The following is a 23,268-nucleotide window of genomic DNA, read 5'->3' on the forward strand; positions in this document are numbered from 1 at the left end:
CGACCCTTTCATTTTCATCAGCACAAGGAATGCGCCATGCACCGCTATGCTCAAAAACTCCACCAATTGCTTCGGAGTCTGCTGCTTTTGTCTTTTATTACCGCCACCGGCGCTCAGGCTGCTGAAAAGATCGACCTGATCATCGACACCGACCCGGGTGCCGACGACGTAGTCGCTTTGCTGTTCGCCCTGGCTTCGCCGGATGAACTGAACATTCGTGCACTGACCACCGTGGCTGGCAACGTGCGCCTCGACAAGACATCGCGCAACGCGCGCCTGGCTCGAGAATGGGCAGGGCGCGAAGACGTTCCGGTGTATGCCGGTGCGCCGAAACCGCTGATGCGTACGCCGATCTACGCCGAGAACATCCATGGCAAAGAAGGCTTGTCGGGTGTCACCGTGCATGAGCCGAAAAAAGGCCTGGCCGAAGGCAATGCGGTCAACTACCTGATCGACACCCTGAAAAAAGCCAAGCCGCACAGCATCACCATCGCCATGCTTGGCCCGCAGACCAACCTGGCGCTGGCGCTGATCCAGGAGCCGGAGATCGTCAATGGCATCAAGGAAGTGGTGATCATGGGCGGTGCGCACTTCAATGGCGGCAACATCACCCCGGTGGCTGAATTCAACCTGTTCGCCGACCCGCAAGCGGCGGAAGTGGTACTCAAGAGCGGCGTGAAACTGACCTACCTGCCGCTGGACGTGACCCACAAGATCCTCACCAGCGACGCACGCCTGAAACAGATTGCTGCACTGAACAACAACGCAAGCAAGATTGTTGGCGACATCCTCAACGAGTACATCAAGGGTGACATGGAGCACTACGGCATCCCGGGCGGCCCGGTGCACGACGCTACCGTTATCGCTTACCTGCTCAAGCCTGAGCTGTTCACCGGTCGTTCGGTGAACGTTGTGGTGGATAGTCGCGAAGGTCCGACTTTTGGCCAGACCATCGTTGACTGGTATGACGGTCTGAAGGCGCCGAAGAACGCCTTCTGGGTGGAAAATGGGGATGCTCAAGGCTTCTTCGATCTGCTGACCGAGCGTCTGAAGCGCTTGAAGTAAGGCTGTGACCCGCAGGTGCCAGCCTGCGGGTTTTTATTTTCTCTCGGTGTCCTGCGTGTTCTCGCCGTCATGCTGGTACCGCTCGAACACCTGGGCGATAAACGTTTGTGCGCCCTGGGTTCCCATCGTCTTGACCAGCAGATCGATGCTGATCAACGCCAGCTCCTCCGCACTGCCCGGGCTGTACGAGCTGTGCCCCTTCGGCCAATGAACCTTGATGTCGGCGGAGATGCTTACGGTGTTCATAAGTGCGCTCGAAAAGTCGGGAATGTCTGAAAGCGAGTTAACCACTTTGTCGGGCGTTTGGCACTGCGACTTAGGCATGAGCGCGACGCTATGCGACACTTGGTCTTTTCCGGCTGATCCAAGGAATGTGCTGTGCAGATCGATTTGAACACCCCCGATGGCCTGACACTCGACGCTGTGCGCCAGTTGCTGGCGTCGGCCAGCGATGATGTGCACACGCAGCTGCGCGTGACCAAGAGTGGAATTGCCTATATTTCTTCCGGTGTGACCGGCGGGCAGGATATTGATGGCCTGCTGTTTCGCCTGGAGACCTGGGCCAAGGGGTCGGGGTATGTCGGCAAGGTCGCGGCCAGTGATGAAGTCTGGGTGATGCAGATTTTCAATGCGCTGAAAGACAACTGGCCGAATCCGCCGCACGATTACATCGACGTCTATTGAGCTTCATTAATATTCGGTGACGATTGCGTGAGGATGCGGTGCGCGCACTTCAGGCAGACTCAGCGTTTTTCCGGGTCGTGGGGCAGGGTGATGGCACCGGCTGTGAAACCAAACGCCGAATTGGCGGTCGCACGATCTCAGCTTAACCATTTGAAAAAAGGAGGCTTCATGCCTTTGAAGTTCGCGTCTCTGGGTGCACTAATGGCCGTTGCCATGTTGGCCGGTTGCAGCACAACCTCCAGCGAGTCGGCAAAGGATCCTGTGGCGACCGATGCCGGTCATAGCCGCTGTGAAGCAAAGGCAGCGGAGTTTGCCATCGGTAAAAAGGCTTCGCCGGAACTGCTCGATCAGGCTCGCGTCAAGGCTGGCGCGCAAAACGCCCGCTTCCTCAAGCCAACTGACATGATCACTCTGGAGTACCGTTCCGATCGCCTGAATCTGAACACCGACAACAACCTGGTGGTCACTCGCGTCAACTGCGGCTGATCGCAGATCGCTTTTGTTGCAGGCATAAAAAACCCCGTCACATGGACGGGGTTTTTTTAGTGCGCCAGGAAATTACTCTGGGCGAACTTGTGCAGCTTGCATACCCTTTTGGCCTTTCTCAGCCACGAAAGAGACGGTCTGGCCTTCTTTCAGGCTTTTGAAACCGTCGGATTCGATAGCTTTGAAGTGTACGAACAGGTCGTCACCGCCACCTTGAGGAGTGATGAAGCCGAAGCCTTTTTCATCGTTGAACCATTTAACGGTGCCGGTTTGGCGATTAGACATGGTGTATCTCCAAGAAACATATATTTTCAGTAGTACTGTGCTGCTCAGGCCAACTGGGCACACCGGAGTATCATAGTCGAAATGTTCGCTTTGGTAGCCCCCCGGACGTGCTGTTTGCTTTCATATTGCATTGATTTAAACCTCTCAAATGTCTGCAAGCCCCGGTTTCAGTGGCTTTCAGCCGAGTGAAGAGGGTGTAAAAAAAGCTATAAAACCTGCGTAAATTATCGATTTCGGGGTCTTTTGGGCGGTTTTCAGCCTGCTCGGCGCCCGAAAAAACATTCGTCAGCGCTTATTTCTGCACGCGGCAAACCGAGATTTCTTTCAAGGCTCGCTGACCCAGTTCACCACTTGGCGGGGTGTTCTTGTCCATCAGTTGCGCGATCTCTTGCGTGGTGAATTTCTTTTCCAGAACGTCGGCACCGCAAGCGCAATGTTTATTGGCTTCGGCCGGATTGACGCTCTTGCTGGCTGCGGCGGTGCAGTCGTTCATGTATTGGGCTTTGACGCCGGCAGGCCAGGCCGCGTTGGCGCTCAGCGGCAGCAGCAGGGCCAGCGGGGCCGCGAAAGCAAAAAGTCGGATAAGGCGCATGTCGGAAACTCCTTGGGTTGATATCGGCGACGATTCTCAGCTTATTTGAGGCAAAGCGTATATCCCAAGTTCACTTCGCGACGCAAAAATGCGCAAATCAGCAGGACCTCAATTCGATGACGTCGATGACCGCTCATCTGTGCTAGCATGCCGGGCTCAAGCGTTCTCAGGCTCCGGATGGCCTTCAGCCCCGGCAGCGGTCAGCGTGCGAAAAATTCTGATTTGAATCCCAGTCACTCTGGTTCGGTTTTCCGGTTGGCCGCAAGGCTCCTGCCGCTGTAAGGCAGGCGTTCGTCATTGAATGGCCTGGATCGGATCTTGTACTGGCTCATCCCAACCCACGTGACCTTTGGTAGGGGTCACCACTAGGAGAGGAGGCGCCATGCCAACTATTACTCTTCCCGACGGCAGTCAACGTTCATTCGATCACCCGGTTTCCGTAGCCGAGGTCGCCGCATCCATTGGTGCAGGTCTGGCCAAGGCCACCGTGGCCGGCAAGGTCAACGGCAAGCTGGTCGACGCCTGCGACATCATCGACAGCGACGCGACGCTGCAAATCATCACGCCAAAGGATGAAGAGGGGCTGGAGATCATTCGCCACTCTTGCGCGCACCTGGTTGGCCATGCGGTCAAGCAGCTGTACCCGACGGCAAAAATGGTCATCGGTCCGGTCATCGATGAAGGCTTCTATTACGACATCGCCTTCGAGCGTCCTTTTACTCCGGACGACATGGCCGCCATCGAACAGCGCATGCATCAGCTGATCGATAAAGATTACGACGTGATCAAGAAAGTCACTCCGCGCGCCGAAGTGATCGAAGTGTTCAAGGCTCGCGGCGAAGACTACAAGCTGCGTCTGGTCGAGGACATGCCGAACGAACAGGCCATGGGCCTGTACTACCACGAAGAATACGTCGACATGTGCCGCGGCCCGCACGTGCCGAACACGCGTTTTCTGAAATCCTTCAAGCTGACCAAGTTGTCCGGCGCCTACTGGCGCGGCGATGCCAAGAACGAGCAATTGCAGCGCGTTTACGGTACTGCCTGGGCTGACAAGAAGCAGCTGGCGGCATACATCCAGCGCATCGAAGAAGCGGAAAAACGCGATCACCGCAAGATCGGCAAGCGCCTGGGCCTGTTCCACACCCAGGAAGAAGCACCGGGCATGGTGTTCTGGCACCCGAACGGCTGGACTCTGTATCAAGTGCTCGAGCAGTACATGCGCAAAGTGCAGCGTGACAACGGCTACCTGGAGATCAAGACCCCGCAAGTGGTCGATCGCAGCCTCTGGGAGAAATCCGGGCACTGGGCTAACTACGCCGACAACATGTTCACCACCGAGTCGGAAAGCCGCGACTACGCCATCAAGCCGATGAATTGCCCGTGCCACGTGCAGGTCTTCAACCAGGGCCTGAAGAGCTACCGCGAGCTGCCGATGCGTCTGGCCGAGTTCGGTGCCTGCCACCGTAACGAGCCGTCAGGTGCGCTGCACGGCATCATGCGTGTGCGTGCGTTCACTCAGGACGACGCCCACATTTTCTGCACCGAAGAGCAGATGCAGGCCGAATCCGCTGCGTTCATCAAGCTGACCATGGACGTTTACCGCGATTTCGGCTTCACCGACGTCGAGATGAAACTGTCCACTCGTCCGGAAAAACGCGTGGGTTCCGACGAGCTGTGGGATCGCGCCGAAGCGGCACTGGCTGCAGCCCTTGATTCCGCGGGTCTGCCATATGATCTGCAGCCGGGTGAAGGTGCGTTCTACGGTCCGAAAATCGAGTTCTCGCTGAAAGATTGCCTCGGTCGCGTCTGGCAGTGTGGTACCTTGCAGCTCGATTTCAACCTGCCTGTCCGTCTGGGCGCCGAATACGTCTCCGAAGACAACAGCCGCAAACACCCAGTGATGCTGCACCGGGCGATCCTCGGTTCGTTCGAGCGTTTCGTCGGGATTCTGATCGAGCATTACGAAGGTGCATTCCCTGCGTGGCTGGCGCCAACCCAGGCAGTGATCATGAATATCACTGATAAACAGGCAGATTTTGTTGCAGAAGTAGAAAAAACTCTCAACGAAAGCGGATTTCGTGCCAAGTCCGACTTGAGAAATGAAAAGATCGGCTTTAAAATCCGCGAGCATACTTTGCTCAAGGTTCCCTATCTTTTGGTTATCGGAGATAAGGAAGTCGAGATGCAGACTGTCGCTGTGCGTACTCGTGAAGGTGCTGACCTGGGCTCGATGCCCGTCGCCCAGTTCGCTGAGTTTCTCGCGCAAGCGGTTTCCCGGCGTGGTCGCCCAGATTCGGAGTAATTATTATTAAGCGTGAAATGAGACAAGATAAACGAGCTGCACCGAAAGCCCCGATCAACGAGAATATCTCGGCACGCGAGGTTCGGTTAATTGGCGCTGATGGCGAGCAGATTGGCATCGTCTCGATTGATGAAGCGCTTCGTATTGCTGAAGAAGCAAAGCTTGATCTGGTAGAAATCTCTGCTGACGCAGTCCCACCGGTTTGCCGGGTGATGGACTACGGCAAATCGATCTTCGAAAAGAAGAAGCAGATTGCAGCAGCGAAGAAAAACCAGAAGCAGATTCAGGTAAAAGAAATCAAGTTTCGTCCAGGGACGGAGGAAGGGGATTACCAGGTAAAACTGCGCAACCTGGTACGTTTCCTGAGTGACGGGGACAGGGCTAAGGTATCCTTGCGATTCCGCGGCCGTGAGATGGCCCACCAGGAGCTGGGGATGGAACTCCTCAAGCGGGTTGAAGCTGACCTGCTCGAGTACGGTTCGGTCGAACAGCATCCTAAGATGGAAGGACGCCAGCTGATCATGGTCATCGCCCCGAAAAAGAAGAAGTAATCAACAGGGCACGGCAGGCCTTCTGATTATGTTTATCAACTGAATGCGGAGTATCCGAACATGCCAAAAATGAAAACCAAAAGTGGTGCTGCTAAGCGGTTTCTGAAAACTGCTAACGGTATCAAGCACAAGCACGCTTTCAAGAGCCACATCCTGACCAAAATGTCGACCAAGCGTAAGCGTCAACTGCGCGGTAGCAGCTTGCTGCATCCGTCTGACGTGGCAAAAGTCGAGCGCATGCTGCGCCTTCGTTAATTTTAGTCAAGAATAGAGGAAGTAACTCATGGCTCGTGTAAAGCGTGGCGTCATTGCCCGTAAGCGTCACAAAAAAATTCTGAAACTTGCTAAAGGCTACTACGGCGCACGCTCCCGCGTATTCCGTGTTGCCAAGCAAGCGGTAATCAAGGCAGGCCAATACGCCTACCGTGACCGTCGTCAGAAAAAACGTCAGTTCCGCGCTCTGTGGATCGCTCGTATCAACGCTGGTGCTCGTGTTAACGGTCTGTCCTACAGCCGTTTCATCGCTGGCCTGAAAAAAGCGTCCATCGAGATCGACCGTAAGGTTCTGGCTGATCTGGCAGTGAACGAAAAAGCGGCGTTTGCTGCGATTGTCGAGAAAGCTAAAGCCACCTTGGCTTAAGTACCCCCGACAGTCACCCGGCCTCACCTCTGTGGGGCCAGGTGTTAAACGTCATAAATAGGGGAAGAGCCTTCAAGCTCTTCCCCTATTTTGTATCTGGAGTCTGTACATGGAAAACCTGGATGCGCTGGTCTCTCAAGCACTAGAGGCTGTGCAAAGCGCTGAAGATATCAATGCCCTGGAGCAAATCCGGGTTCAATACCTTGGCAAAAAGGGTGAATTGACTCAGGTGATGAAGACCCTGGGGAATTTGCCGGCAGAAGAGCGTCCGCAAGTCGGCGCCCTGATCAACGTTGCCAAGGAGCGTGTTACAGGCGTTCTCAATGCGCGCATGGCTCTGTTTGAAGAAGCCGAACTGGCTGCCAAACTGTCTGCCGAATCCATTGACGTGACGTTGCCGGGCCGTGGCCAGACCTCCGGTGGTCTGCATCCTGTGACCCGGACTCTGGAACGAGTCGAGCAGTTCTTCACCCGCATCGGCTACGGCATCGCCGAAGGCCCTGAGGTCGAAGACGACTATCACAACTTCGAAGCGCTCAACATCCCAGGCCACCACCCGGCCCGGTCGATGCATGACACCTTCTATTTCAATGCGAACATGTTGCTGCGCACCCATACCTCGCCGGTACAGGTCCGCACCATGGAGTCCAAGCAGCCGCCGATCCGCATCGTCTGCCCAGGCCGTGTGTATCGCAGCGACTCCGATATCACCCACTCGCCGATGTTCCACCAGGTCGAAGGCCTGCTGGTCGATCGCGACATCAATTTCGCCGACCTCAAAGGCACCATCGAAGAATTCCTGCGGGTGTTTTTCGAAAAGGAGCTGGCCGTCCGTTTCCGTCCTTCGTACTTCCCGTTCACCGAGCCATCCGCTGAAGTCGACATGGAGTGCGTGATGTGCAGCGGTAAAGGCTGCCGCGTCTGCAAGCAGACCGGCTGGCTGGAAGTCATGGGCTGCGGCATGGTGCACCCGAACGTGCTGCGCATGTCCGGCATCGATCCGGAAGAGTTCTCCGGTTTTGCCTTCGGCATGGGTGTCGAGCGTCTGGCAATGCTCCGTTACGGCGTGAACGACTTGCGTCTGTTCTTCGACAACGACTTGCGGTTCCTCGCGCAATTTCGCTAGTCGTAACGAATTCTTAGGAGAGCAGGATGAAATTCAGTGAACAATGGCTGCGTGGCTGGGTTAGCCCGCAGGTAAGTCGCGACGAGCTGGTTGCTCGTCTGTCGATGGCGGGTCTGGAGGTCGATAGTGTGACTCCGGCCGCCGGTGTATTCAGCGGCGTGGTCGTGGGCGAGGTGCTGAGCACCGAGCAACACCCTGATGCCGACAAGTTGCGTGTGTGCCAGGTCAGCAATGGCGCGGAAACCTTCCAGGTCGTGTGCGGTGCGCCAAACGTGCGTCCGGGCCTGAAGATTCCGTTCGCCATGATCGGTGCCGAACTGCCGGGCGACTTCAAGATCAAGAAGGCCAAGCTGCGTGGCGTCGAGTCCAACGGCATGCTGTGCTCGCAAGCCGAGCTGCAGGTCGGTGAAGGCAACGACGGTCTGATGGAACTGCCGGCCGATGCGCCGGTGGGCGAAGATTTCCGTGTGTACCTGGATCTGGAAGATGCCAGCATCGAGGTCGACCTGACCCCGAACCGTGGCGACTGCCTGTCGCTGGCCGGTCTGGCCCGTGAAGTGGGTGCGCTGTACGACACGCCGGTCACTCGCCCGGTGGTCATGACCATTCCGGCTGTGCACGACGAAGTGCGTCCGGTAGAAGTGCTGGCGCCTGCCGCCTGCCCGCGTTACCTGGGTCGTGTCATCCGTAACGTTGATCTGTCCAAACCAACCCCGCTGTGGATGGTTGAACGCCTGCGCCGCGCCGATGTGCGCAGCATCGACGCTGCCGTCGACATCACCAACTACGTGATGCTCGAGCTGGGTCAGCCACTGCACGCTTTCGATCTCGCCGAAATCAATGGCGGCATCCGCGTGCGTATGGCGGAAGAGGGTGAGAAGCTGGTTTTGCTCGACGGTCAGGAAGTCAGCCTGCGTAGCGATACCCTGGTGATTGCCGACCACACCCGCGCTCTGGCGATTGCCGGCGTGATGGGTGGCGAGCACAGTGGTGTGTCCGCAACCACTCGCGACGTTTTCCTGGAAAGTGCCTTCTTCGATCAGATCGCTGTGGCGGGCAAGGCTCGCTCCTACGGCCTGCACACCGACGCCTCGCACCGTTACGAGCGTGGCGTGGACTGGCAACTGGCCCGTGAAGCCATGGAGCGCGCCACTGGCCTGCTGCTGGAAATTACCGGTGGTGAAGCCGGCCCGATCATCGAGACCGTCAGCGAACAGCACCTGCCATCGATCGCGCCGATCACCCTGCGTGCGCAGCGCATCACCCAGATGCTGGGGATGGAAATGGATTCGGCGCAGGTCGAGCGTCTGCTCAGCGCCTTGGGTCTGAAGATTTCCGCTGACGGCGCAGGGCAGTGGCGCGTAGAAGTGCCAAGTCACCGCTTCGACATCAGTCTGGAAGTCGATCTGATCGAAGAGCTGGCGCGTCTGTACGGCTATAACCGTCTGCCGGTTCGTTACCCGCAAGCGCGTCTGGCGCCGCAAGCGAAGGCTGAAGCACGCAGCGAATTGCCTGAGCTGCGTCGTCTGCTGGTAGCCCGTGGTTATCAGGAAGCGATCACTTACAGCTTCATCGATCCGAAACAGTTCGAACTGTTCAACCCGGGCGTTGAGCCGCTGTTGCTGGCCAACCCGATTTCCAATGACATGGCCGCCATGCGTTCTTCGCTGTGGCCGGGCCTGGTCAAGGCGTTGCAGCACAACCTGAACCGCCAGCAGGATCGCGTGCGCCTGTTCGAAAGCGGTCTGCGCTTCGTCGGTCAGCTGGAAGGTCTGAAGCAAGAACCGATGCTGTCGGGTGTTGTTTGCGGCAGCCGTCTGCCGGAAGGTTGGGCGCAGGGTCGCGACACCGTCGATTTCTTCGACGTGAAGGCTGATGTTGAAGCGGTGTTGGGCTTTGCCGGTGCACTGGATACCTTCACTTTCACTCCGGGTAAACACCCGGCGCTGCACCCGGGGCAAACCGCGCGCATCGAACGTGATGGGCGTGAAGTCGGCTTTATCGGTGCGATTCACCCGGAGCTGTCCAAGGCCCTGGGTCTGGATCGTCCGGTCTTCGTCTTCGAGCTGGTTCTGGCTGAAGTCGCTTCCGGAAAAATGCCGCAATTCCACGAGTTGTCGCGTTTTCCTGAAGTGCGTCGTGACCTTGCACTGATCGCGCACAAAGACGTCGCGGCCTCGGCTGTACTGGACGTAATCCGTGAAAATGCAGGCGAATGGCTCACGGATCTCAGGCTGTTTGACGTGTATCAGGGTAAAGGCATTGATCCTGATAGAAAAAGCCTTGCAGTTGGCTTGACCTGGCAGCATCCATCGCGCACTCTTAATGACGATGAGGTGAATTCGACGACGCAAAATATCCTCACCTCGCTCGAACAAAGGTTGAACGCCACGTTAAGGAAGTGACGTATGGGGGCTTTGACGAAAGCTGAGATGGCGGAACGTCTGTATGAAGAGCTGGGCCTGAACAAGCGGGAAGCCAAGGAATTGGTTGAACTGTTTTTTGAGGAAATCAGGCACGCTCTTGAAGACAACGAGCAGGTCAAATTGTCCGGTTTCGGCAATTTCGACCTTCGGGACAAACGCCAGCGGCCTGGCCGCAACCCGAAAACGGGGGAAGAAATCCCGATCACGGCTCGCCGTGTGGTCACCTTTCGTCCAGGGCAGAAGTTGAAGGCCCGAGTTGAGGCTTATGCTGGAACCAAGTCATAACGACGAACTACCCGTCATCCCGGGCAAACGCTACTTCACCATTGGTGAAGTCAGCGAGCTGTGTGCAGTAAAGCCACACGTGCTGCGCTACTGGGAGCAGGAGTTTTCTCAACTCAACCCCGTCAAACGCCGCGGAAACCGCCGGTATTATCAGCGCCAGGATGTGCTGATGATCCGGCAAATCCGCGCGCTCCTTTACGATCAGGGATTCACCATCGGCGGCGCGCGTCTGCGCTTGTCCGGTGATGAAGCCAAAGACGACACCACCCAATACAAGCAAATGATCCGCCAGATGATCGCTGAGCTTGAAGATGTACTGGTGGTGCTCAAGAAATAAAAAGCTGCGTTTGAATACTTCCAGTTTTCAAAAGCTTGCGATATATTCTTGAGCGCTCTTCGAGACGAGGGGCGGGTTTCAAACCAGTCGGGGCGTAGCGCAGTCCGGTAGCGCACTAGCATGGGGTGCTAGGGGTCGAGTGTTCGAATCACTCCGTCCCGACCATATTTTTCAATGACTTAGCCCAACTCTAACCAGCTGGGCTTTTTCATGCGTAGGGAGTTTTTCGGGACTTCATCTAAGCCGATCATCCAGATCGGCTTTTTTGTGCCTTCGCAAAACCCGCGCAAAAAAGGTCGCTGGATGAAAAGTTTGGATCACTTGATAGACAAGCGGGATCCGGCTGCGCAGCCATTTGATGTCGGGTTGATACTCTGCCAGCCAGGGCTGAAGATGCTCGCTCAGATACACGAATGAAGTGCAGGCCACATCTTTTTCGTCATGGGTTCCTAAGAAAATGGATAAGTTATCTCGCTTGAACTCGCTTTTGATTCAGCACAATGCGGTCGTTTCGCTGAATATCGAAATTCAAGACTTCAAGTACAACCTGGCCTTGACGATGTCGTCGCTCGATGACGCAGCAGAAAGCGCGATCACTATAAATTTTCAGGATGTCAGTGCGCTTGATCTAAGTGGCTTTGGTGGCGGGCTGACTCAATTCATGGAGCTCGTCGTTACCCGAATCGATCGTGGGCTCGACAGGATCAGATATGAATTAAAAGACGTAGAGGACGAGAAAATATCGTTCTACTTCTTTACCTTCAGTGAGCCTATTCATTCGGAGCAATCTTGTGGGTTTGATTGACCGCACTCCCCTGAAGCGCCATTAAATATTGGCGATCGGTTGCCGATACTCCGGTATCTAAATTCCGATCGAGCGAAGGCGCATGGACATCAGCAATACCAGCAGTGAATATCAAAAGCCGAAAAATCTCGCAGGGCTGGGCCGTCGCTGGGGTGGGCAGATCATCGATACGTTGATCACCTACTTTTTGATCCTCTTCGTAGGACGGCTGGCGGAGTTTATTGGTTTGCCGCCAAATGCGGTGGCTGTCCTGGCTCTTGGTACGGGTGTGGCGTATTACCTGTTTTCCGACGCAATGCCCAACGGGCAAAGCCTGGGTAAAAAGCTGCTGGGGATGTCGGTGATTGATGAGCGTAGCTACTTGAACTGCAATCTGTATCAATCGTTCATACGCAATATCACAACGCCGTTTCTGAACATCCTCGACTGGATTTTTATCTTCTTTGGCTCGCGCAAACGCCTGGGCGACATGCTTGCGTCAACAATTGTGATTCGTGTCAGGTGAGTCAAGTGGGGCAACGGCAGTCGCCCAAGTGTTAAGGTTTCGAATCTTGCTGAATATCCTCCGAGTCACTGGAGGTTGCGGCGTCCTTCTGCGTTTCTTGCGGTTCGGCGCCGGAGTTTGAGCCTGACGCTTCTTCGCCTTTTTTATTGGCTTTTTCCTCGTTGGACTCTGAGCTTTGCGCCTGATTTGTGCCGGAGGAGGCCGTCGGTGTTGCTGCCGAACTGGTCTGCGTGAAGAGCGAGCCAGTCAACAGCAGGCTTGCAAGCGTCAGGGTTGCAATCGACTTGTTCATGATCTGAGTCTTCCGCGCGATGAGGGTAACTCTTTGGAGGCATGAACAGGCCTAAGGTGCTGGCCGTTGGACGAGCGGTAAAGTCACAGATACCCGGCCCAATGTGAAAGTAGAAGGATTTCTACCAAGCCGACCACAAACATGACCGCGACAAAGCGCCGAAAACACCGCGCTATATTTTTCGGCTTTGCAAGTCGGCCCATTCAATCCCGAAGCGGCTCAGGTATTTTCTCAAGCGATCTGCATCATTCGGCTGCGCCTTGGCCTGGCGCGATACGCCGAACAGTCTGCGTCCGGCATCCGACAGGCTGTCCGCTTGCCGACATACTTCAATTACCGCCTTCAATTGCAATCGATCAAACAGGTCGAGGCTATCGGCGTCTCCCGGGAGGTCATCCGACACGCCGTCCGCTTGCGCCAGCCCCCACGCATAACGCAGCCGATCAATTTCTTCCTGCACTTGCGCCTCATCAATCCGCCCGCTGTCCGCCAGCGTGGCCATCCGGGTAATCGACGCTGACAGTTCGCGAAAGTTGCCCAGCCATGCTGCTTCCCGAGAGCTGGCGAAGGCGAGGTATCGTCGGCGCGCTTCGAGGTTGAAGCGCACCAGTTGGCCGTGATCGCGAGCGTGACGTTCGAGCTCGAAATCGATGTTGGGCTCGATGTCTTCGCGGCGGCCGGCCAGGCCGGGCAAATCAAATGTCCAGAGGTTGATGCGTGCGTACAGATCCTCGCGGAACAGGCCTTCGGCGACGCGGCTGCGCAGATCGCGGTGAGTGCCGGCGATGATCAGGAAGTCGCTGTCGACCTCCTTGTCGGAGCCGAGCGGAAAGAAGCGCTTTTCTTCGATCGCCTTGAGCAGCATCGCCTGTTCGTCCGCGCCCAGCTCACCGATTTCATCGAGAAACAACATGCCGCCGTCCGCTGCCCGTAGCAGGCCGTCGCGGGCATTCTGCGCGCCGGTGAATGCGCCTTTGACGTGACCGAACAGAGCCGACATCGCACCGTCGCCCCGCAGGGTGGCGCAGTTCACCTCAACAAACCGGCCCTGCATTTGATGGCGGCTGCGTTTGAGTTCATAGATGCGTCGGGCGAGAAACGATTTGCCGGCGCCGGTCGGGCCGATCAGCAGCATGGGCGCCTTGGAGCGCACGGCCACGCGTTCAATCTGTTCGATGGAGCGGTTGAACGCCGCGTTACGGGTGGCGATGCCGGACTTCAAGAACTCCAGGCCCTCGAGGCGTTTGTTGGCGAAACGCGAGGCAATGCGGTCATAACGCGACAGGTCGAGGTCGATCAGCGCGTGAGTGCCGGTGGCTTGTTCATCTTCGCTTTTGCGTCGGGCGGGGGAGGTCTGGATCAGGCGCGCCGGCAGATAGCGTGCTTCGGTCAGCAGGAACCAGCAAATCTGCGCGACGTGGGTGCCGGTGGTGATGTGAACCAGATAGTCCTCGTGCTCGGTATCGAAGCTGTAGGCCGTCGTGAAGTCATGCAGCGCGCCGTAGACCTCTTCGAAATCCCACGGATTGCGCAGTGCCATGGGGTGCAGGTGTACCTCGGTTTTCGGCGAGACCTGCTGGATATCGGCGCGAACCCGTTCAGCGAGGCTGATGTCGCGCGCGTCGATACCGTGAATCAGTTCCAGACGATGGATCAGCACGTCCGGTTGCTGGCAAAGGCCAACGCTCGGTCGCCAGTGGCTCCAGCGATTGGCGCCTTTGCCAACGCGGTCCAGGGTGGCGCCGATAAAACCGATGGCGACGGTGCGTTTGTTGGGCATGGCTATCTCAAAAGATAAATGACGATATCAAATGATAGGTTTCTCACACTGGGTTTGTCTTTGGTTCAGCTCAAAGAAATCGATAAAAAATAAAAAAATTATATAAATCAATAAGATAAAAAATAAATTTTGCGCCTCTCAAAAACTGGCACAGCCGCTGCAATACCTATCGCAACGAACAGGACAACACAGCGAGACGCCACGATGGCCAACTTCAAACTCTTCAACACGCAATCGAAACAGCTGCCAGCCTGCGACACTTTGAATGCCTCCGGCGCCTCGGCATATGCCTACACGCCGAAGCATCAACTGGCTCAACTGGCGGTCACCGGTTGCCTGAACCAGACGTTTTACGCCAGCGCTGAAAGCCAGCTGGATCAAGTGTTGAAGCTGGTGGCTGAACTCGACAGCCGTTTCGTGGCGAAGGCTGCTGTCTACGCTCGCCAAAAGGGCCACATGAAAGACATGCCGGCATTGCTGCTCGCGGCGTTAACGGCGAACCGTTCGACGTTGGTACCTGAGGTGTTTGAACAAGTGATCGACAGCGGCAAGATGTTGCGCAACTACGTGCAGATCCTGCGCAGTGGCGCCACCGGGCGCAAATCCCTTGGTTCGCAACCCAAACGTCTGGTGCAGAACTGGCTGAACGGCGCGACCGAACGTCAACTGCTACAAGCGTCGATTGGCAACCAGCCATCGCTGGCGGACGTGGTGAAGATGGTTCACCCAAAGCCGGCTGAGGCCTGGCGCGAAGCGTTCTTCGCCTGGCTGATCGGCAAACCGGTGGATGTGCAGGCATTGCCCGAGTTGACCCGTGATTTGCTGGCATTTCGCAGCGGCGCGAGTCATCAAGTACCCGCGGTACCGTTCCAACTGCTCGGCAACGAAACCCTGAGCAAAGAGCAATGGGCTGCGCAGGCTTACAACATGGGTTGGCAGGGATTGCGCATCAACCTCAACACCCTGGAGCGGCATGGCGCGTTCGAGGTACCGGGTTGCGTCGAATACGTGGCGGCGCGGTTGGCGGACCCGCAGGAAGTGGCCAAGGCGCGGGTTTATCCATACCAGTTGCTGGCGGCTTATCGGATGGTTGGCGATAACGTACCGCTGCAGATCCGCGAGGCGTTGCAGGACGCACTTGAGTTGTCGCTGGCCAACGTGCCGAAGCTGGAAGGCGCGGTGGTGGTTTGCCCGGACGTATCGGGTTCGATGGGCAGCCCGGCCACCGGTTATCGTCAGGGCGCGACCACGGCGGTGCGTTGCATCGATGTGGCGGCGCTGGTCGCGGCAGCGGTGTTGCGCAAACAGCCGGCGGCGCGGGTGATGCCGTTCGAAGTGAAGGTGGTGGATATCAAGCTCAATCCACGGGACAGCGTGATCAGCAATGCGGAGAAACTGGCCGCGGCCTTTGGCGGCGGCACCAACTGCTCGGCGCCATTGAAGAAACTGGCGGACAGCAAGGCCAGGGTCGATACGTTGATTCTGGTATCGGACAACGAGTCCTGGATCGACACGCAGCGCCGTGGTGCCAGTGAGACCATGCTGCAGTGGGAGCACATCAAGCGTATCAACCCGCAGGCACGGCTGGTGTGCATCGATATCCAGCCGGGTTATGCAACGCAGGCAGCCGACCGCGATGACATCCTGAATGTCGGCGGTTTCAGCGATGCGGTGTTCGATGTGGTCGAGCAGTTCACCAGCGGTCGTTACGGTGCCCAGCACTGGGTCGAAGCGATCGAGAAGATGCAATGAATTGATTTGTCACAGGCGCTGAATGCCGGTGGGACTACATCCAAGACGTCTCATCAAACCCTTGTCAGCGTGTGTGACGGCACGAATGCCTGATGGCTGTACATCTGAGGCCGGTTAACCCCGGTGCGCGGCGACGCGCAACAGTCATCAACTTTTGTCGTGCCACCTTATTGGAAAAGAAAGCAGCGAATGCAACAGGTACTCCATCGGAACGCGGGTTCGAATCCCGCCCCGGCAACGGGGGCTCGACTGGCAGAGCCACAGTGTCTGTTTTTTTGTCGCTGCACATGACGGAACAACGCCGAATCATCGGCCAACGAATAAAGAATAGAGAAATGAAAGCACACACTTACCAACTGCTCGAAGTCGCCAACGGCAAGCCGATCAAACTCTGGACCGAAGGCGTCCCGGTGGAAAACGAGGCCCGCGAGCAGCTGATGAACACGGCAAAGATGCCATTCATCTTCAAGCATCTGGCGGTGATGCCGGATGTGCATCTGGGCAAGGGCTCGACTATTGGCAGCGTGATTCCGACGGTGGGCGCGATCATCCCTGCGGCCGTCGGCGTGGACATCGGTTGCGGCATGATCGCCGCACGCACGTCGCTGACCGCAGCCGACTTGCCGGACAACCTGCAAGGTCTGCGCAGCGCCATCGAGCAAGCGGTGCCCCATGGCCGCAGTTCGAACCGTTCTCGGCGCGACAAGGGCGCATGGGACGAGATTCCGCAGCAAGCCGATCAGGCCTGGGCGGGGCTTCAGCCACGTTTCAAACTGATCACCGACAAGTACCCGAAACTGACCAACACCAACAACCGTGGGCATCTGGGCACGCTAGGCAGCGGCAACCACTTCATCGAAGTGTGCCTGGATGAAGCCAACCGGGTCTGGTTCATGTTGCACAGTGGTTCTCGCGGTGTCGGCAACGCCATTGGCAACCTGTTCATTCAGATGGCTCAGGCGGATATGCGGCAACACATCGCCAACTTGCCGGATCGTGACCTGGCGTACTTCGAAGAAGGCAGCCAGCACTTCGATGATTACGTGGAAGCGGTGAGCTGGGCGCAGGACTTCGCCAGACAGAACCGCGAATTGATGATGCGCGCGGTGATTCAGGCCACGCGCCAGATCATTCGCAAACCGTTCGAGGTGGCGCTGGAAGCGGTCAACTGCCACCACAACTACGTGCAGAAAGAGCGGCATTTCGGCGAAGAAATCCTGGTCACCCGCAAAGGCGCGGTGTCGGCGAAGAAAGGTGAACTCGGGATCATTCCGGGTTCGATGGGCGCCAAGAGTTTCATTGTGCGCGGCCTGGGCAACGAAGAGTCGTTCAGCTCCTGCAGCCACGGCGCCGGCCGCACCATGAGCCGAACGAAGGCAAAGAATACGTTCACCGTCGAAGACCAGATCCGCGCCACGGCGCATGTCGAGTGCCGCAAGGACGAAGCGGTGATCGACGAAATTCCGATGGCCTACAAGGACATCGACAAAGTCATGCACGCCCAGCGCGAGTTGGTGGAAGTGCTGCACACCCTGCGGCAAGTGGTGTGCGTCAAAGGATAAAAGGATCAGCAGTCATGGAATTTGCAGAACGCCACCCGCTGTGCGCCACGATGCGTGCGCGGGTACTGGAAGAGTTGGCGCGTATAGAGCGCGAGCGCAATGTCACGGTGTTGTACGCCTGTGAGTCCGGCAGTCGGGCCTGGGGCTTTGCCTCGACCGACAGCGACTACGACGTCCGGTTCGTGTACGTGGAAAAACCGCAGTGGTTCGTTCAGGTCGACACGCCGCGCGCTGTGATCGAGCGGCCATTGGACGACGAGCTGGACGTCAGCGGCTGGGAACTGCGCAAGACCCTCGGGTTGTTGCGCAAGTCCAACCCGACGTTGCTGGAGTGGCTCGACTCGCCATTGGTGTACCGCAGCGAAAGCGCGCAGGTTACGCAACTGCGGGAGCTGGCCGAAGCGTTCTACAGCCCGCCGGCAGCCCGCAACCACTATCTGTCGATGGCGAAAAACAACTTTCGCCAGTACCTGCAAGGCGACAGCGTACGGTTCAAGAAGTACTTCTACGTGCTGCGGCCGTTGCTGGCGGTGCGCTGGATCGATCAGGGGCGTGGGCGTCCACCGATGACCTTCGCCGAGCTGCTGACCACGGTCGACGACCGCGCACTGCTGGCTGAAGTCGACGAACTGCTGGCACTTAAACGCAATGCCGACGAGCGCGCCTACGGCCCGCGTCGTCCGGCGCTGCACAGGTTCATCACTGCCGAACTCGAGCGCGATGTGCCCACATTACTCAGAACTCAGGAAGACTCGCGACGACTGGATGACTACCTCAGGGACATCGTCGGGTTGTATGCGTAAGGATTGAAATGGAACCGCAAGTGATTGAACTGGACGGCGCGATTGGCGGCGGTCAGGTGTTGCGCAGCGCGCTGAGCCTGTCGATGGTGACGGGCCAGGCGTTTCGCATTAAACAGATTCGTGCCCGCCGCAGTCGGCCGGGATTGTTACGCCAGCATTTGACGGCAGTGATGGCGGCCGCCGAAGTCTGCGGCGCACGGATCGCGGGAGCGGAACTGGGCTCGCAGGAGTTGCGCTTCGAGCCGGGAGCGATTCGTTCGGGTGATTACCGGTTTGCGATCGGCACGGCCGGTAGTTGCACGTTGGTGTTGCAGACATTGCTGCCGGCGCTGTTGCAGGCGCCGGGCACAAGTCGCGTACGGATCAGCGGCGGTACGCATAATCCGTTGGCGCCGCCTGTCGATTTCCTTACGCGCAGCTGGTTGCCGTTGATGCGGCGCATGGGTGCCGGCATTGAGCTGGATCTGCTGCGTCACGGCTTTGTCCCGGCCGGTGGCGGTGAGATCGACGTCACGGTGCAGCCGTCGCAACTGACGCCGCTGGACCTGTGTGAGCGTGGGGCGCTGCTGTCGCAGCAAGCCTTGGCGCTGACGGCCGGTCTCGCACCGAGCGTCGCCGCGCGTGAACTGAATCAGGTGGCGAAACGCTTGCGCTGGGCAGCGGAAACTTTGCATCCGATCACGCTCGACCCGGCGCGTGGCCCCGGTAACGTGCTGTTACTGGAGTACGTGTTCGAGCAGGTCACCGAAGTCTTCAGTGCCTTTGGCCAGGTATTGTTACGGGCGGAGAAGGTCGCTGATACCGCAATCAATCAGGCGACAGACTGGTTACGCAGTGACGCTGCGATGGCGGAACACCTCGCCGACCAGTTGCTGCTGCCGATGGCGCTGGCCGGTGGCGGATCGTTCACTACCCCAAGAATGACCGAGCATCTGCACAGCAACATCGCGGTGATCGAGCGCTTCTTGCCGGTCACTATCGAATGCTCGGAAGAGGGCTCCGAGCGTCTGCGGGTTGAGGTCCGCAACGGTCGCTGACCACGTCGCAAGCCCGGATCAATCTCGCGAATGCGGCAATTTGCTGGCCCCCAGGCTTGGGCTTCCCCGGCAAAATCGCCTTTTTTCAAAAGGTTAGGTTGGCTATATGCGGACGATTGTCATAACCGTTGCAACGCTTTCCCTGGCTGCTTTCGCTTCGGCCATTGAAGCGAGGGAGTTGAGCAAGAGTCACCGGTTTGCCTGTACGTGGGGCTCGGACATCGCCGCCGGCGCACAACAGTCGAAGCTCTCGGGGATCTCGTTGTACGGCGCGCGCAAGCAGTTGCAGGTGCGCAAGTTCCAGCAACCGTGGATGCGCATGACGGCAATGGGGATTACCGAGCAGACCTACAACAGCACGTCGAAGCTCAAACCTGCAGCGGTCAAGCAGACCTATTACGAACAATGCGTGCGGCATGAGCTGGCCCAGCGATAAATCAAAAAGCCCAACCTGAAGAGGTTGGGCTTTTTCATGCCTGACGAAACGTCGGCGTTACTTGTCAGTCTCGCAATTGATCATCCACGACACCCCAAAGCGATCGACCAGCATGCCGAACCGGGCGGCCCAGAACGTGGTTTGCAGCGGCATGTCGACGCGAGCGTCCTTGGCCAGCGCGTTAAACACTCGCTCGGCTTCGGCAATGCTGTCGACGTTGAGGGAGATCGAGCACCCGCTCATACCCTCGGTTGGCCGGTCAGGTGTGGTGTCCGAGGCCATGATCATCTGGTCGCCAACCTTCAGGCAGGTATGGTTGACGAGGTTGTGGTGCTCCTTCGGTACGTGTTCGGCGGCGGGTGTTTCGCCGTAGGTCATCATTGTTTCGAGTTTGCCCTGCAAGGCTTGTTCGTAAAAGTTGAAAGCCTCGCGGCAGTTGCCGTTGAAGATCAGGTAGGGATTGATTCGCATGATGGCGTTCCTGGCAGTAGGCGCGGAGAGAGGCGATGTTCGCCAGGTTCCGCGAAAGGCGGTTAAACCATAGCAAAGCATTGGACGCCGCAACGGCCAGAGTTTTTCCAGATGTTTTTCTTCTGAAAACGCCGCGCTTCAGCACGGATAAAACCTGCGGAGTACCATGACACCCTGTACGACCTATCGAGCTTGATCTGCCATGCCTTTGATTTCCCGCTTCAACGCCCTGTTCGATCAGGCCCGGCACGCCTTGCTGTTGGTCTGGGCGACATCACGCGGGTTGTTTCTGGGGCTGGTGCTGGCGACCTTGATTGCGGGGGTTCTGCCGGCGCTGGCCGCGTGGTTGGGTCAGCGCATTGTCGATGCGGTGGTGACAGCGATGCAGTTGCACGCGCAGCAGGGCGATGCAGCGCTGTGGCCGGTGTTGCGTTACGTGCTGATGGAAGCGGGGGTATTGGCGCTGTTATCCGGCACACAACGGGCGCTGTCGGTGCAACAGTCGTTGTTGCGGGTGCAGTTGGGGCAAAAGGTCAACACGCTGATTCTGGAGAAGGCGCAGACCCTGTCGCTGGTGCAGTTCGAGAACTCCGAGTTCTACGACAAGCTGGTGCGTGTGCGCCGCGAAGCCTCGACCCGGCCGCTGGCGTTGGTGATGAAGTCGCTGGGGTTGATCCAGAACCTGATCATGCTGATCAGCTTCGGTGTGCTGCTGGTGCATTTTTCGCCGTGGGCACTGCTGTTGCTGGTGATCGGCGCGTTGCCGGTGTTCTTTGCCGAGGCGCATTTCTCCGGCGACGCTTTCCGCTTGTTCACCCGCAGGGCTCCGGAGAGCCGGCAGCAAAATTACATCGAAACCTTGCTGTCCCACGAGGCCTACATCAAAGAGGTCAAGCTGTTCGGCTTTGCGCCGTTGCTGTTGCAGCGCTATCGGGACACCTTCGCCAAGCTCTACGCCGAGGATCGGCGTCTGACATTGCGTCGTGATGGCTGGGGTTTCGGTCTGGGCTTGCTTGGCACCGGGGCGTTCTACCTGGCCTATGCCTGGGTGGTGATCGATGCGGTGCACGGCAATATCAGTCTCGGTCAGATGACCATGTACCTGGTGTTGTTCAAGCAGGGGCAGAGTGCGGTCAGCAGCAGCCTGAGTGCGATCAGCGGTTTGTACGAGGACGGTCTGTACCTGTCGAGCCTGTATGAGTATCTGGCCGAACCGGTGTTGGCCGATTGCGGTCATCTCACCGTCGGCGCACAACCGGGTGATGGCCTGCGTTTTGAAAACGTCGGTTTCCGTTATCCGGGGGCCAGCCGTGCAGCACTGGAAGGCATCGGCCTGCACCTGGTGCCGGGCAAGAGCGTGGCGCTGGTGGGGGAGAACGGCTCAGGTAAAACCACGCTGATCAAATTGCTGACGCGCCTGTATCGGCCCGATCAGGGGCGGATTCTGCTTGATGGCAGCGATTTGCAGGATTGGGAAGAGAACACCTTGCGGCGGCGTATCGGCGTGATTTTTCAGGACTACATTCGCTACCAGTTCACCGTGGGCGAAAACATCGGCGTGGGGGATACCTCGGCGTTCAACGATGAATCGCGCTGGCAGGCCGCAGCGGCCGAAGGCATGGCCGCGCCGTTCATTGAAGGCCTCGACCGTGGCTATGCCACGCAGTTGGGCCGCTGGTTTGCTGGCGGTCAGGAGTTATCGGGCGGGCAATGGCAGAAGATTGCCTTATCCCGGGCGTACATGCGCCGCGATGCCGACATCCTGATTCTCGACGAACCGACCTCGGCGCTGGATCCGGCAGCGGAAGCGGCAGTGTTCGAGCATTTCAGCCAACACACCGAAGGGCGCATGACCTTGTTGATTTCCCATCGCTTTTCCAGTGTGCGCAATGCCGATCAGATCATGGTGCTGGAGGGTGGACGGATACTGGAGAAGGGCGATCACAACAGCCTGATCGCTGCAAACGGGCACTACGCCAAGCTGTTCGATCTGCAGGCTCGCGGCTATCGCTAGGAATCCTGCGCGCTGCGCACCAATGCTGGGCCGGCCACGCGCGGCGCGGGTTTGGACTGCATCAGCGCATCGATCGCCTTGCGATAATTCTGCCCGCCCAGCGCCATGCTGTTGTTGTGGGTGGCACCCGGCACCAACAGCAGTCGTTTCGGTTGTCGGGCGGCGTTGAACAGCTGCTCGCTGAAGCGTGGCGGCACGAACGCGTCGGCCATGCCGTGTACCACCAGCAATGGCATGTGAATCTCGGCGATCTTGTCGATGGAGTCGAATTTCTGCGACAGCAGCCAGCGTACCGGCAGCGAAGTGTTGGCCACCGCCGCCGCCACATCGGCGAGAGAGGTGAAGGTCGACTCGATCACCAGGCCTTTGACCGGCAGCGGGGTATGGTCCCGAGCCGCGTCCTGGCCGAGTTCGGCGGCCAGATCAATCGCCACGGCACCGCCCAGGGAGTGACCGTAGATCAGGCGCTTGCTCGGGTCGGGCTGCAGCAGTTTGAAGCGCTCCCACGCCACACGGGCATCTTCGTACACGCTGCTTTCCGAAGGCAGATCGCCCTTGCTCTGGCCGAAACCACGGTAGTCGATCGCCAGTACCGAGTAGCCGGCCGCGCGCAATTGCTCGATGCGGAACAGCTGTCCGGTGAGGTTCCAGCGCACGCCATGCAGATAGAGAATCGCCGGAGCGTTCGGTCGTTCTGCGGGCCACCACCAGGCATGAATATTCTGCCCGGCCTTGAAGCTCTTGGGCTGCAAGTCGAGTTCCTGCACGCTGCCCGGCAAGCCGTGATACCAGCCGGCCGTGCCCGGTTCGATGCGAAACAGCAGTTTGCGCTCGGTGTGTTCGAGCACCGCACAACTCGTCGGCACGCCAATGATCAGCGCAGCCATGCAGGCGAACGCCAGACGGCGACGACGCAAACGGGTCATGAAGGACAGGAACATTAAACGGTTCACCACAACGCAGACAAAGAAGGCTTTTTACCAGAAGGCTCGGTCTGCGCGTGACTTTTTCGACCACCGTCTACTCGCA

General features: G+C 57.9%; 26 protein-coding genes and 1 tRNA gene. 20 read left to right on the forward strand and 7 right to left on the reverse strand.

Going from position 1 to position 23,268, the window contains the following annotated elements; all coding sequences use genetic code 11:
- The first annotated feature begins 36 nt into the window (after positions 1–36).
- Positions 37–1,065, forward strand: a complete 1,029-nt coding sequence (locus KCG87_RS23830) for a nucleoside hydrolase (RefSeq protein ID WP_096796176.1) — start codon at positions 37–39, stop codon at positions 1,063–1,065.
- A gap of 33 nt (positions 1,066–1,098) precedes the next feature.
- On the opposite strand, the gene KCG87_RS23835 is transcribed toward KCG87_RS23830, so the two are convergent.
- Positions 1,099–1,311, reverse strand: a complete 213-nt coding sequence (locus KCG87_RS23835; protein WP_096796226.1) for a hypothetical protein — start codon at positions 1,309–1,311, stop codon at positions 1,099–1,101.
- Between the two features lie 132 nt (positions 1,312–1,443).
- Between KCG87_RS23835 and KCG87_RS23840 the strand changes: the two genes are divergently transcribed.
- Positions 1,444–1,749: a hypothetical protein gene (locus KCG87_RS23840; RefSeq protein ID WP_098964626.1), complete on the forward strand. Its 306-nt coding sequence runs from the start codon at positions 1,444–1,446 to the stop codon at positions 1,747–1,749.
- A 168-nt stretch (positions 1,750–1,917) separates the two neighbouring features.
- On the forward strand, positions 1,918–2,235 hold the full coding sequence (locus tag KCG87_RS23845; RefSeq protein ID WP_098964624.1) for an I78 family peptidase inhibitor: 318 nt from the start codon (positions 1,918–1,920) through the stop codon (positions 2,233–2,235).
- Positions 2,236–2,307: 72 nt separating this feature from the next.
- On the opposite strand, the gene KCG87_RS23850 is transcribed toward KCG87_RS23845, so the two are convergent.
- Entirely contained in the window at positions 2,308–2,520 is a 213-nt protein-coding gene (locus tag KCG87_RS23850) for a cold-shock protein (protein WP_003179963.1), read from the reverse strand.
- 292 nt (positions 2,521–2,812) lie between these two features.
- Positions 2,813–3,112, reverse strand: a complete 300-nt coding sequence (locus KCG87_RS23855; RefSeq protein WP_003226370.1) for a hypothetical protein — start codon at positions 3,110–3,112, stop codon at positions 2,813–2,815.
- A gap of 382 nt (positions 3,113–3,494) precedes the next feature.
- Here KCG87_RS23855 and thrS point away from each other — a divergent pair, with 382 nt between their 5' ends.
- From thrS to KCG87_RS23910, 11 genes are all read left to right on the forward strand, one after another.
- Positions 3,495–5,417, forward strand: coding sequence for a threonine--tRNA ligase (thrS, locus tag KCG87_RS23860; RefSeq protein WP_003226368.1), 1,923 nt, complete (start codon positions 3,495–3,497; stop codon positions 5,415–5,417).
- A complete protein-coding gene (infC, locus tag KCG87_RS23865) occupies positions 5,417–5,968 on the forward strand; it encodes a translation initiation factor IF-3 (RefSeq protein WP_170929410.1) in 552 nt (183 codons plus the stop codon). Before thrS ends, infC begins: the two co-directional genes overlap by 1 nt.
- Before the next feature lie 60 nt (positions 5,969–6,028).
- Complete coding sequence (gene rpmI / locus KCG87_RS23870; RefSeq protein WP_002553160.1) at positions 6,029–6,223, forward strand: 50S ribosomal protein L35; 195 nt, start codon at positions 6,029–6,031, stop codon at positions 6,221–6,223.
- 28 nt (positions 6,224–6,251) lie between these two features.
- Positions 6,252–6,608 (forward strand): 50S ribosomal protein L20, encoded by a 357-nt coding sequence (gene rplT, locus KCG87_RS23875; RefSeq protein WP_002553161.1) that lies wholly within the window; start codon positions 6,252–6,254, stop codon positions 6,606–6,608.
- Between the two features lie 109 nt (positions 6,609–6,717).
- Positions 6,718–7,734 (forward strand): phenylalanine--tRNA ligase subunit alpha, encoded by a 1,017-nt coding sequence (pheS, locus tag KCG87_RS23880; protein WP_003226365.1) that lies wholly within the window; start codon positions 6,718–6,720, stop codon positions 7,732–7,734.
- A gap of 26 nt (positions 7,735–7,760) precedes the next feature.
- On the forward strand, positions 7,761–10,139 hold the full coding sequence (pheT, locus tag KCG87_RS23885) for a phenylalanine--tRNA ligase subunit beta (RefSeq protein ID WP_139055542.1): 2,379 nt from the start codon (positions 7,761–7,763) through the stop codon (positions 10,137–10,139).
- A gap of 3 nt (positions 10,140–10,142) precedes the next feature.
- Positions 10,143–10,445 (forward strand): integration host factor subunit alpha, encoded by a 303-nt coding sequence (gene ihfA, locus KCG87_RS23890; RefSeq protein ID WP_002553164.1) that lies wholly within the window; start codon positions 10,143–10,145, stop codon positions 10,443–10,445.
- Complete coding sequence (locus KCG87_RS23895) at positions 10,426–10,782, forward strand: MerR family transcriptional regulator (RefSeq protein WP_008083283.1); 357 nt, start codon at positions 10,426–10,428, stop codon at positions 10,780–10,782. The genes ihfA and KCG87_RS23895 overlap by 20 nt, the downstream gene beginning before the upstream one ends.
- A gap of 88 nt (positions 10,783–10,870) precedes the next feature.
- Positions 10,871–10,947 (forward strand) — tRNA-Pro (locus KCG87_RS23900).
- A gap of 292 nt (positions 10,948–11,239) precedes the next feature.
- Positions 11,240–11,587: a hypothetical protein gene (locus KCG87_RS23905; RefSeq protein WP_098964618.1), complete on the forward strand. Its 348-nt coding sequence runs from the start codon at positions 11,240–11,242 to the stop codon at positions 11,585–11,587.
- Positions 11,588–11,669: 82 nt separating this feature from the next.
- Positions 11,670–12,092: an RDD family protein gene (locus KCG87_RS23910; protein ID WP_134786808.1), complete on the forward strand. Its 423-nt coding sequence runs from the start codon at positions 11,670–11,672 to the stop codon at positions 12,090–12,092.
- A 31-nt stretch (positions 12,093–12,123) separates the two neighbouring features.
- Here KCG87_RS23910 and KCG87_RS23915 read toward each other — a convergent pair whose 3' ends face one another.
- Together KCG87_RS23915 and rtcR are read right to left on the reverse strand one after the other, a co-directional pair.
- Positions 12,124–12,384 (reverse strand): hypothetical protein, encoded by a 261-nt coding sequence (locus tag KCG87_RS23915; RefSeq protein ID WP_027611570.1) that lies wholly within the window; start codon positions 12,382–12,384, stop codon positions 12,124–12,126.
- A gap of 172 nt (positions 12,385–12,556) precedes the next feature.
- Positions 12,557–14,164 (reverse strand): RNA repair transcriptional activator RtcR, encoded by a 1,608-nt coding sequence (rtcR, locus tag KCG87_RS23920; protein ID WP_210558987.1) that lies wholly within the window; start codon positions 14,162–14,164, stop codon positions 12,557–12,559.
- 204 nt (positions 14,165–14,368) lie between these two features.
- On the opposite strand from rtcR, the gene KCG87_RS23925 reads away from it, so the two are divergent.
- The 5 genes from KCG87_RS23925 (at position 14,369) to KCG87_RS23945 (ending at position 19,754) form a co-directional block, all read left to right on the forward strand.
- Positions 14,369–15,916 (forward strand): RNA-binding protein, encoded by a 1,548-nt coding sequence (locus KCG87_RS23925; protein WP_210558986.1) that lies wholly within the window; start codon positions 14,369–14,371, stop codon positions 15,914–15,916.
- 335 nt (positions 15,917–16,251) lie between these two features.
- The gene (locus KCG87_RS23930) at positions 16,252–17,478 is read left to right on the forward strand and encodes an RtcB family protein (RefSeq protein WP_027611573.1); all 1,227 of its coding nucleotides are present in this window, start codon (positions 16,252–16,254) and stop codon (positions 17,476–17,478) included.
- A gap of 14 nt (positions 17,479–17,492) precedes the next feature.
- Positions 17,493–18,281, forward strand: coding sequence for a nucleotidyltransferase domain-containing protein (locus KCG87_RS23935; RefSeq protein ID WP_210558985.1), 789 nt, complete (start codon positions 17,493–17,495; stop codon positions 18,279–18,281).
- 8 nt (positions 18,282–18,289) lie between these two features.
- A complete protein-coding gene (rtcA, locus tag KCG87_RS23940; protein ID WP_210558984.1) occupies positions 18,290–19,318 on the forward strand; it encodes an RNA 3'-terminal phosphate cyclase in 1,029 nt (342 codons plus the stop codon).
- 106 nt (positions 19,319–19,424) lie between these two features.
- The gene (locus KCG87_RS23945; protein WP_007961262.1) at positions 19,425–19,754 is read left to right on the forward strand and encodes a hypothetical protein; all 330 of its coding nucleotides are present in this window, start codon (positions 19,425–19,427) and stop codon (positions 19,752–19,754) included.
- 57 nt (positions 19,755–19,811) lie between these two features.
- On the opposite strand, the gene KCG87_RS23950 is transcribed toward KCG87_RS23945, so the two are convergent.
- The gene (locus KCG87_RS23950) at positions 19,812–20,225 is read right to left on the reverse strand and encodes a VOC family protein (protein ID WP_210558983.1); all 414 of its coding nucleotides are present in this window, start codon (positions 20,223–20,225) and stop codon (positions 19,812–19,814) included.
- Positions 20,226–20,427: 202 nt separating this feature from the next.
- Between KCG87_RS23950 and KCG87_RS23955 the strand changes: the two genes are divergently transcribed.
- Entirely contained in the window at positions 20,428–22,239 is a 1,812-nt protein-coding gene (locus tag KCG87_RS23955; RefSeq protein WP_210558982.1) for an ABC transporter ATP-binding protein, read from the forward strand.
- Here the strand turns inward: KCG87_RS23955 and KCG87_RS23960 are convergent.
- On the reverse strand, positions 22,236–23,180 hold the full coding sequence (locus KCG87_RS23960) for an alpha/beta fold hydrolase (RefSeq protein WP_098964607.1): 945 nt from the start codon (positions 23,178–23,180) through the stop codon (positions 22,236–22,238). The two genes, KCG87_RS23955 and KCG87_RS23960, sit on opposite strands and share 4 nt — an antisense overlap.
- Positions 23,181–23,268 lie beyond the last annotated feature (88 nt).

Source organism: Pseudomonas sp. MWU347 (assembly GCF_017947305.1).
GTDB lineage: Bacteria > Pseudomonadota > Gammaproteobacteria > Pseudomonadales > Pseudomonadaceae > Aquipseudomonas > Aquipseudomonas putida_A.

Bases quoted from the DNA above. Each gene is read 5' to 3' on its own strand.
- KCG87_RS23830 (WP_096796176.1), top strand. From the start codon at position 37: ATGCACCGCTATGCTCAAAAACTCCACCAATTGCTTCGGAGTCTGCTG.
- KCG87_RS23835 (WP_096796226.1), bottom strand. From the start codon at position 1,311: ATGAACACCGTAAGCATCTCCGCCGACATCAAGGTTCATTGGCCGAAG.
- KCG87_RS23845 (WP_098964624.1), top strand. From the start codon at position 1,918: ATGCCTTTGAAGTTCGCGTCTCTGGGTGCACTAATGGCCGTTGCCATG.
- KCG87_RS23850 (WP_003179963.1), bottom strand. From the start codon at position 2,520: ATGTCTAATCGCCAAACCGGCACCGTTAAATGGTTCAACGATGAAAAA.
- KCG87_RS23855 (WP_003226370.1), bottom strand. From the start codon at position 3,112: ATGCGCCTTATCCGACTTTTTGCTTTCGCGGCCCCGCTGGCCCTGCTG.
- thrS (WP_003226368.1), top strand. From the start codon at position 3,495: ATGCCAACTATTACTCTTCCCGACGGCAGTCAACGTTCATTCGATCAC.
- rpmI (WP_002553160.1), top strand. From the start codon at position 6,029: ATGCCAAAAATGAAAACCAAAAGTGGTGCTGCTAAGCGGTTTCTGAAA.
- rplT (WP_002553161.1), top strand. From the start codon at position 6,252: ATGGCTCGTGTAAAGCGTGGCGTCATTGCCCGTAAGCGTCACAAAAAA.
- pheS (WP_003226365.1), top strand. From the start codon at position 6,718: ATGGAAAACCTGGATGCGCTGGTCTCTCAAGCACTAGAGGCTGTGCAA.
- pheT (WP_139055542.1), top strand. From the start codon at position 7,761: ATGAAATTCAGTGAACAATGGCTGCGTGGCTGGGTTAGCCCGCAGGTA.
- ihfA (WP_002553164.1), top strand. From the start codon at position 10,143: ATGGGGGCTTTGACGAAAGCTGAGATGGCGGAACGTCTGTATGAAGAG.
- KCG87_RS23895 (WP_008083283.1), top strand. From the start codon at position 10,426: ATGCTGGAACCAAGTCATAACGACGAACTACCCGTCATCCCGGGCAAA.
- KCG87_RS23905 (WP_098964618.1), top strand. From the start codon at position 11,240: ATGGATAAGTTATCTCGCTTGAACTCGCTTTTGATTCAGCACAATGCG.
- KCG87_RS23910 (WP_134786808.1), top strand. From the start codon at position 11,670: ATGGACATCAGCAATACCAGCAGTGAATATCAAAAGCCGAAAAATCTC.
- KCG87_RS23915 (WP_027611570.1), bottom strand. From the start codon at position 12,384: ATGAACAAGTCGATTGCAACCCTGACGCTTGCAAGCCTGCTGTTGACT.
- rtcR (WP_210558987.1), bottom strand. From the start codon at position 14,164: ATGCCCAACAAACGCACCGTCGCCATCGGTTTTATCGGCGCCACCCTG.
- KCG87_RS23925 (WP_210558986.1), top strand. From the start codon at position 14,369: ATGGCCAACTTCAAACTCTTCAACACGCAATCGAAACAGCTGCCAGCC.
- KCG87_RS23930 (WP_027611573.1), top strand. From the start codon at position 16,252: ATGAAAGCACACACTTACCAACTGCTCGAAGTCGCCAACGGCAAGCCG.
- KCG87_RS23935 (WP_210558985.1), top strand. From the start codon at position 17,493: ATGGAATTTGCAGAACGCCACCCGCTGTGCGCCACGATGCGTGCGCGG.
- rtcA (WP_210558984.1), top strand. From the start codon at position 18,290: ATGGAACCGCAAGTGATTGAACTGGACGGCGCGATTGGCGGCGGTCAG.
- KCG87_RS23945 (WP_007961262.1), top strand. From the start codon at position 19,425: ATGCGGACGATTGTCATAACCGTTGCAACGCTTTCCCTGGCTGCTTTC.
- KCG87_RS23950 (WP_210558983.1), bottom strand. From the start codon at position 20,225: ATGCGAATCAATCCCTACCTGATCTTCAACGGCAACTGCCGCGAGGCT.
- KCG87_RS23955 (WP_210558982.1), top strand. From the start codon at position 20,428: ATGCCTTTGATTTCCCGCTTCAACGCCCTGTTCGATCAGGCCCGGCAC.
- KCG87_RS23960 (WP_098964607.1), bottom strand. From the start codon at position 23,180: ATGTTCCTGTCCTTCATGACCCGTTTGCGTCGTCGCCGTCTGGCGTTC.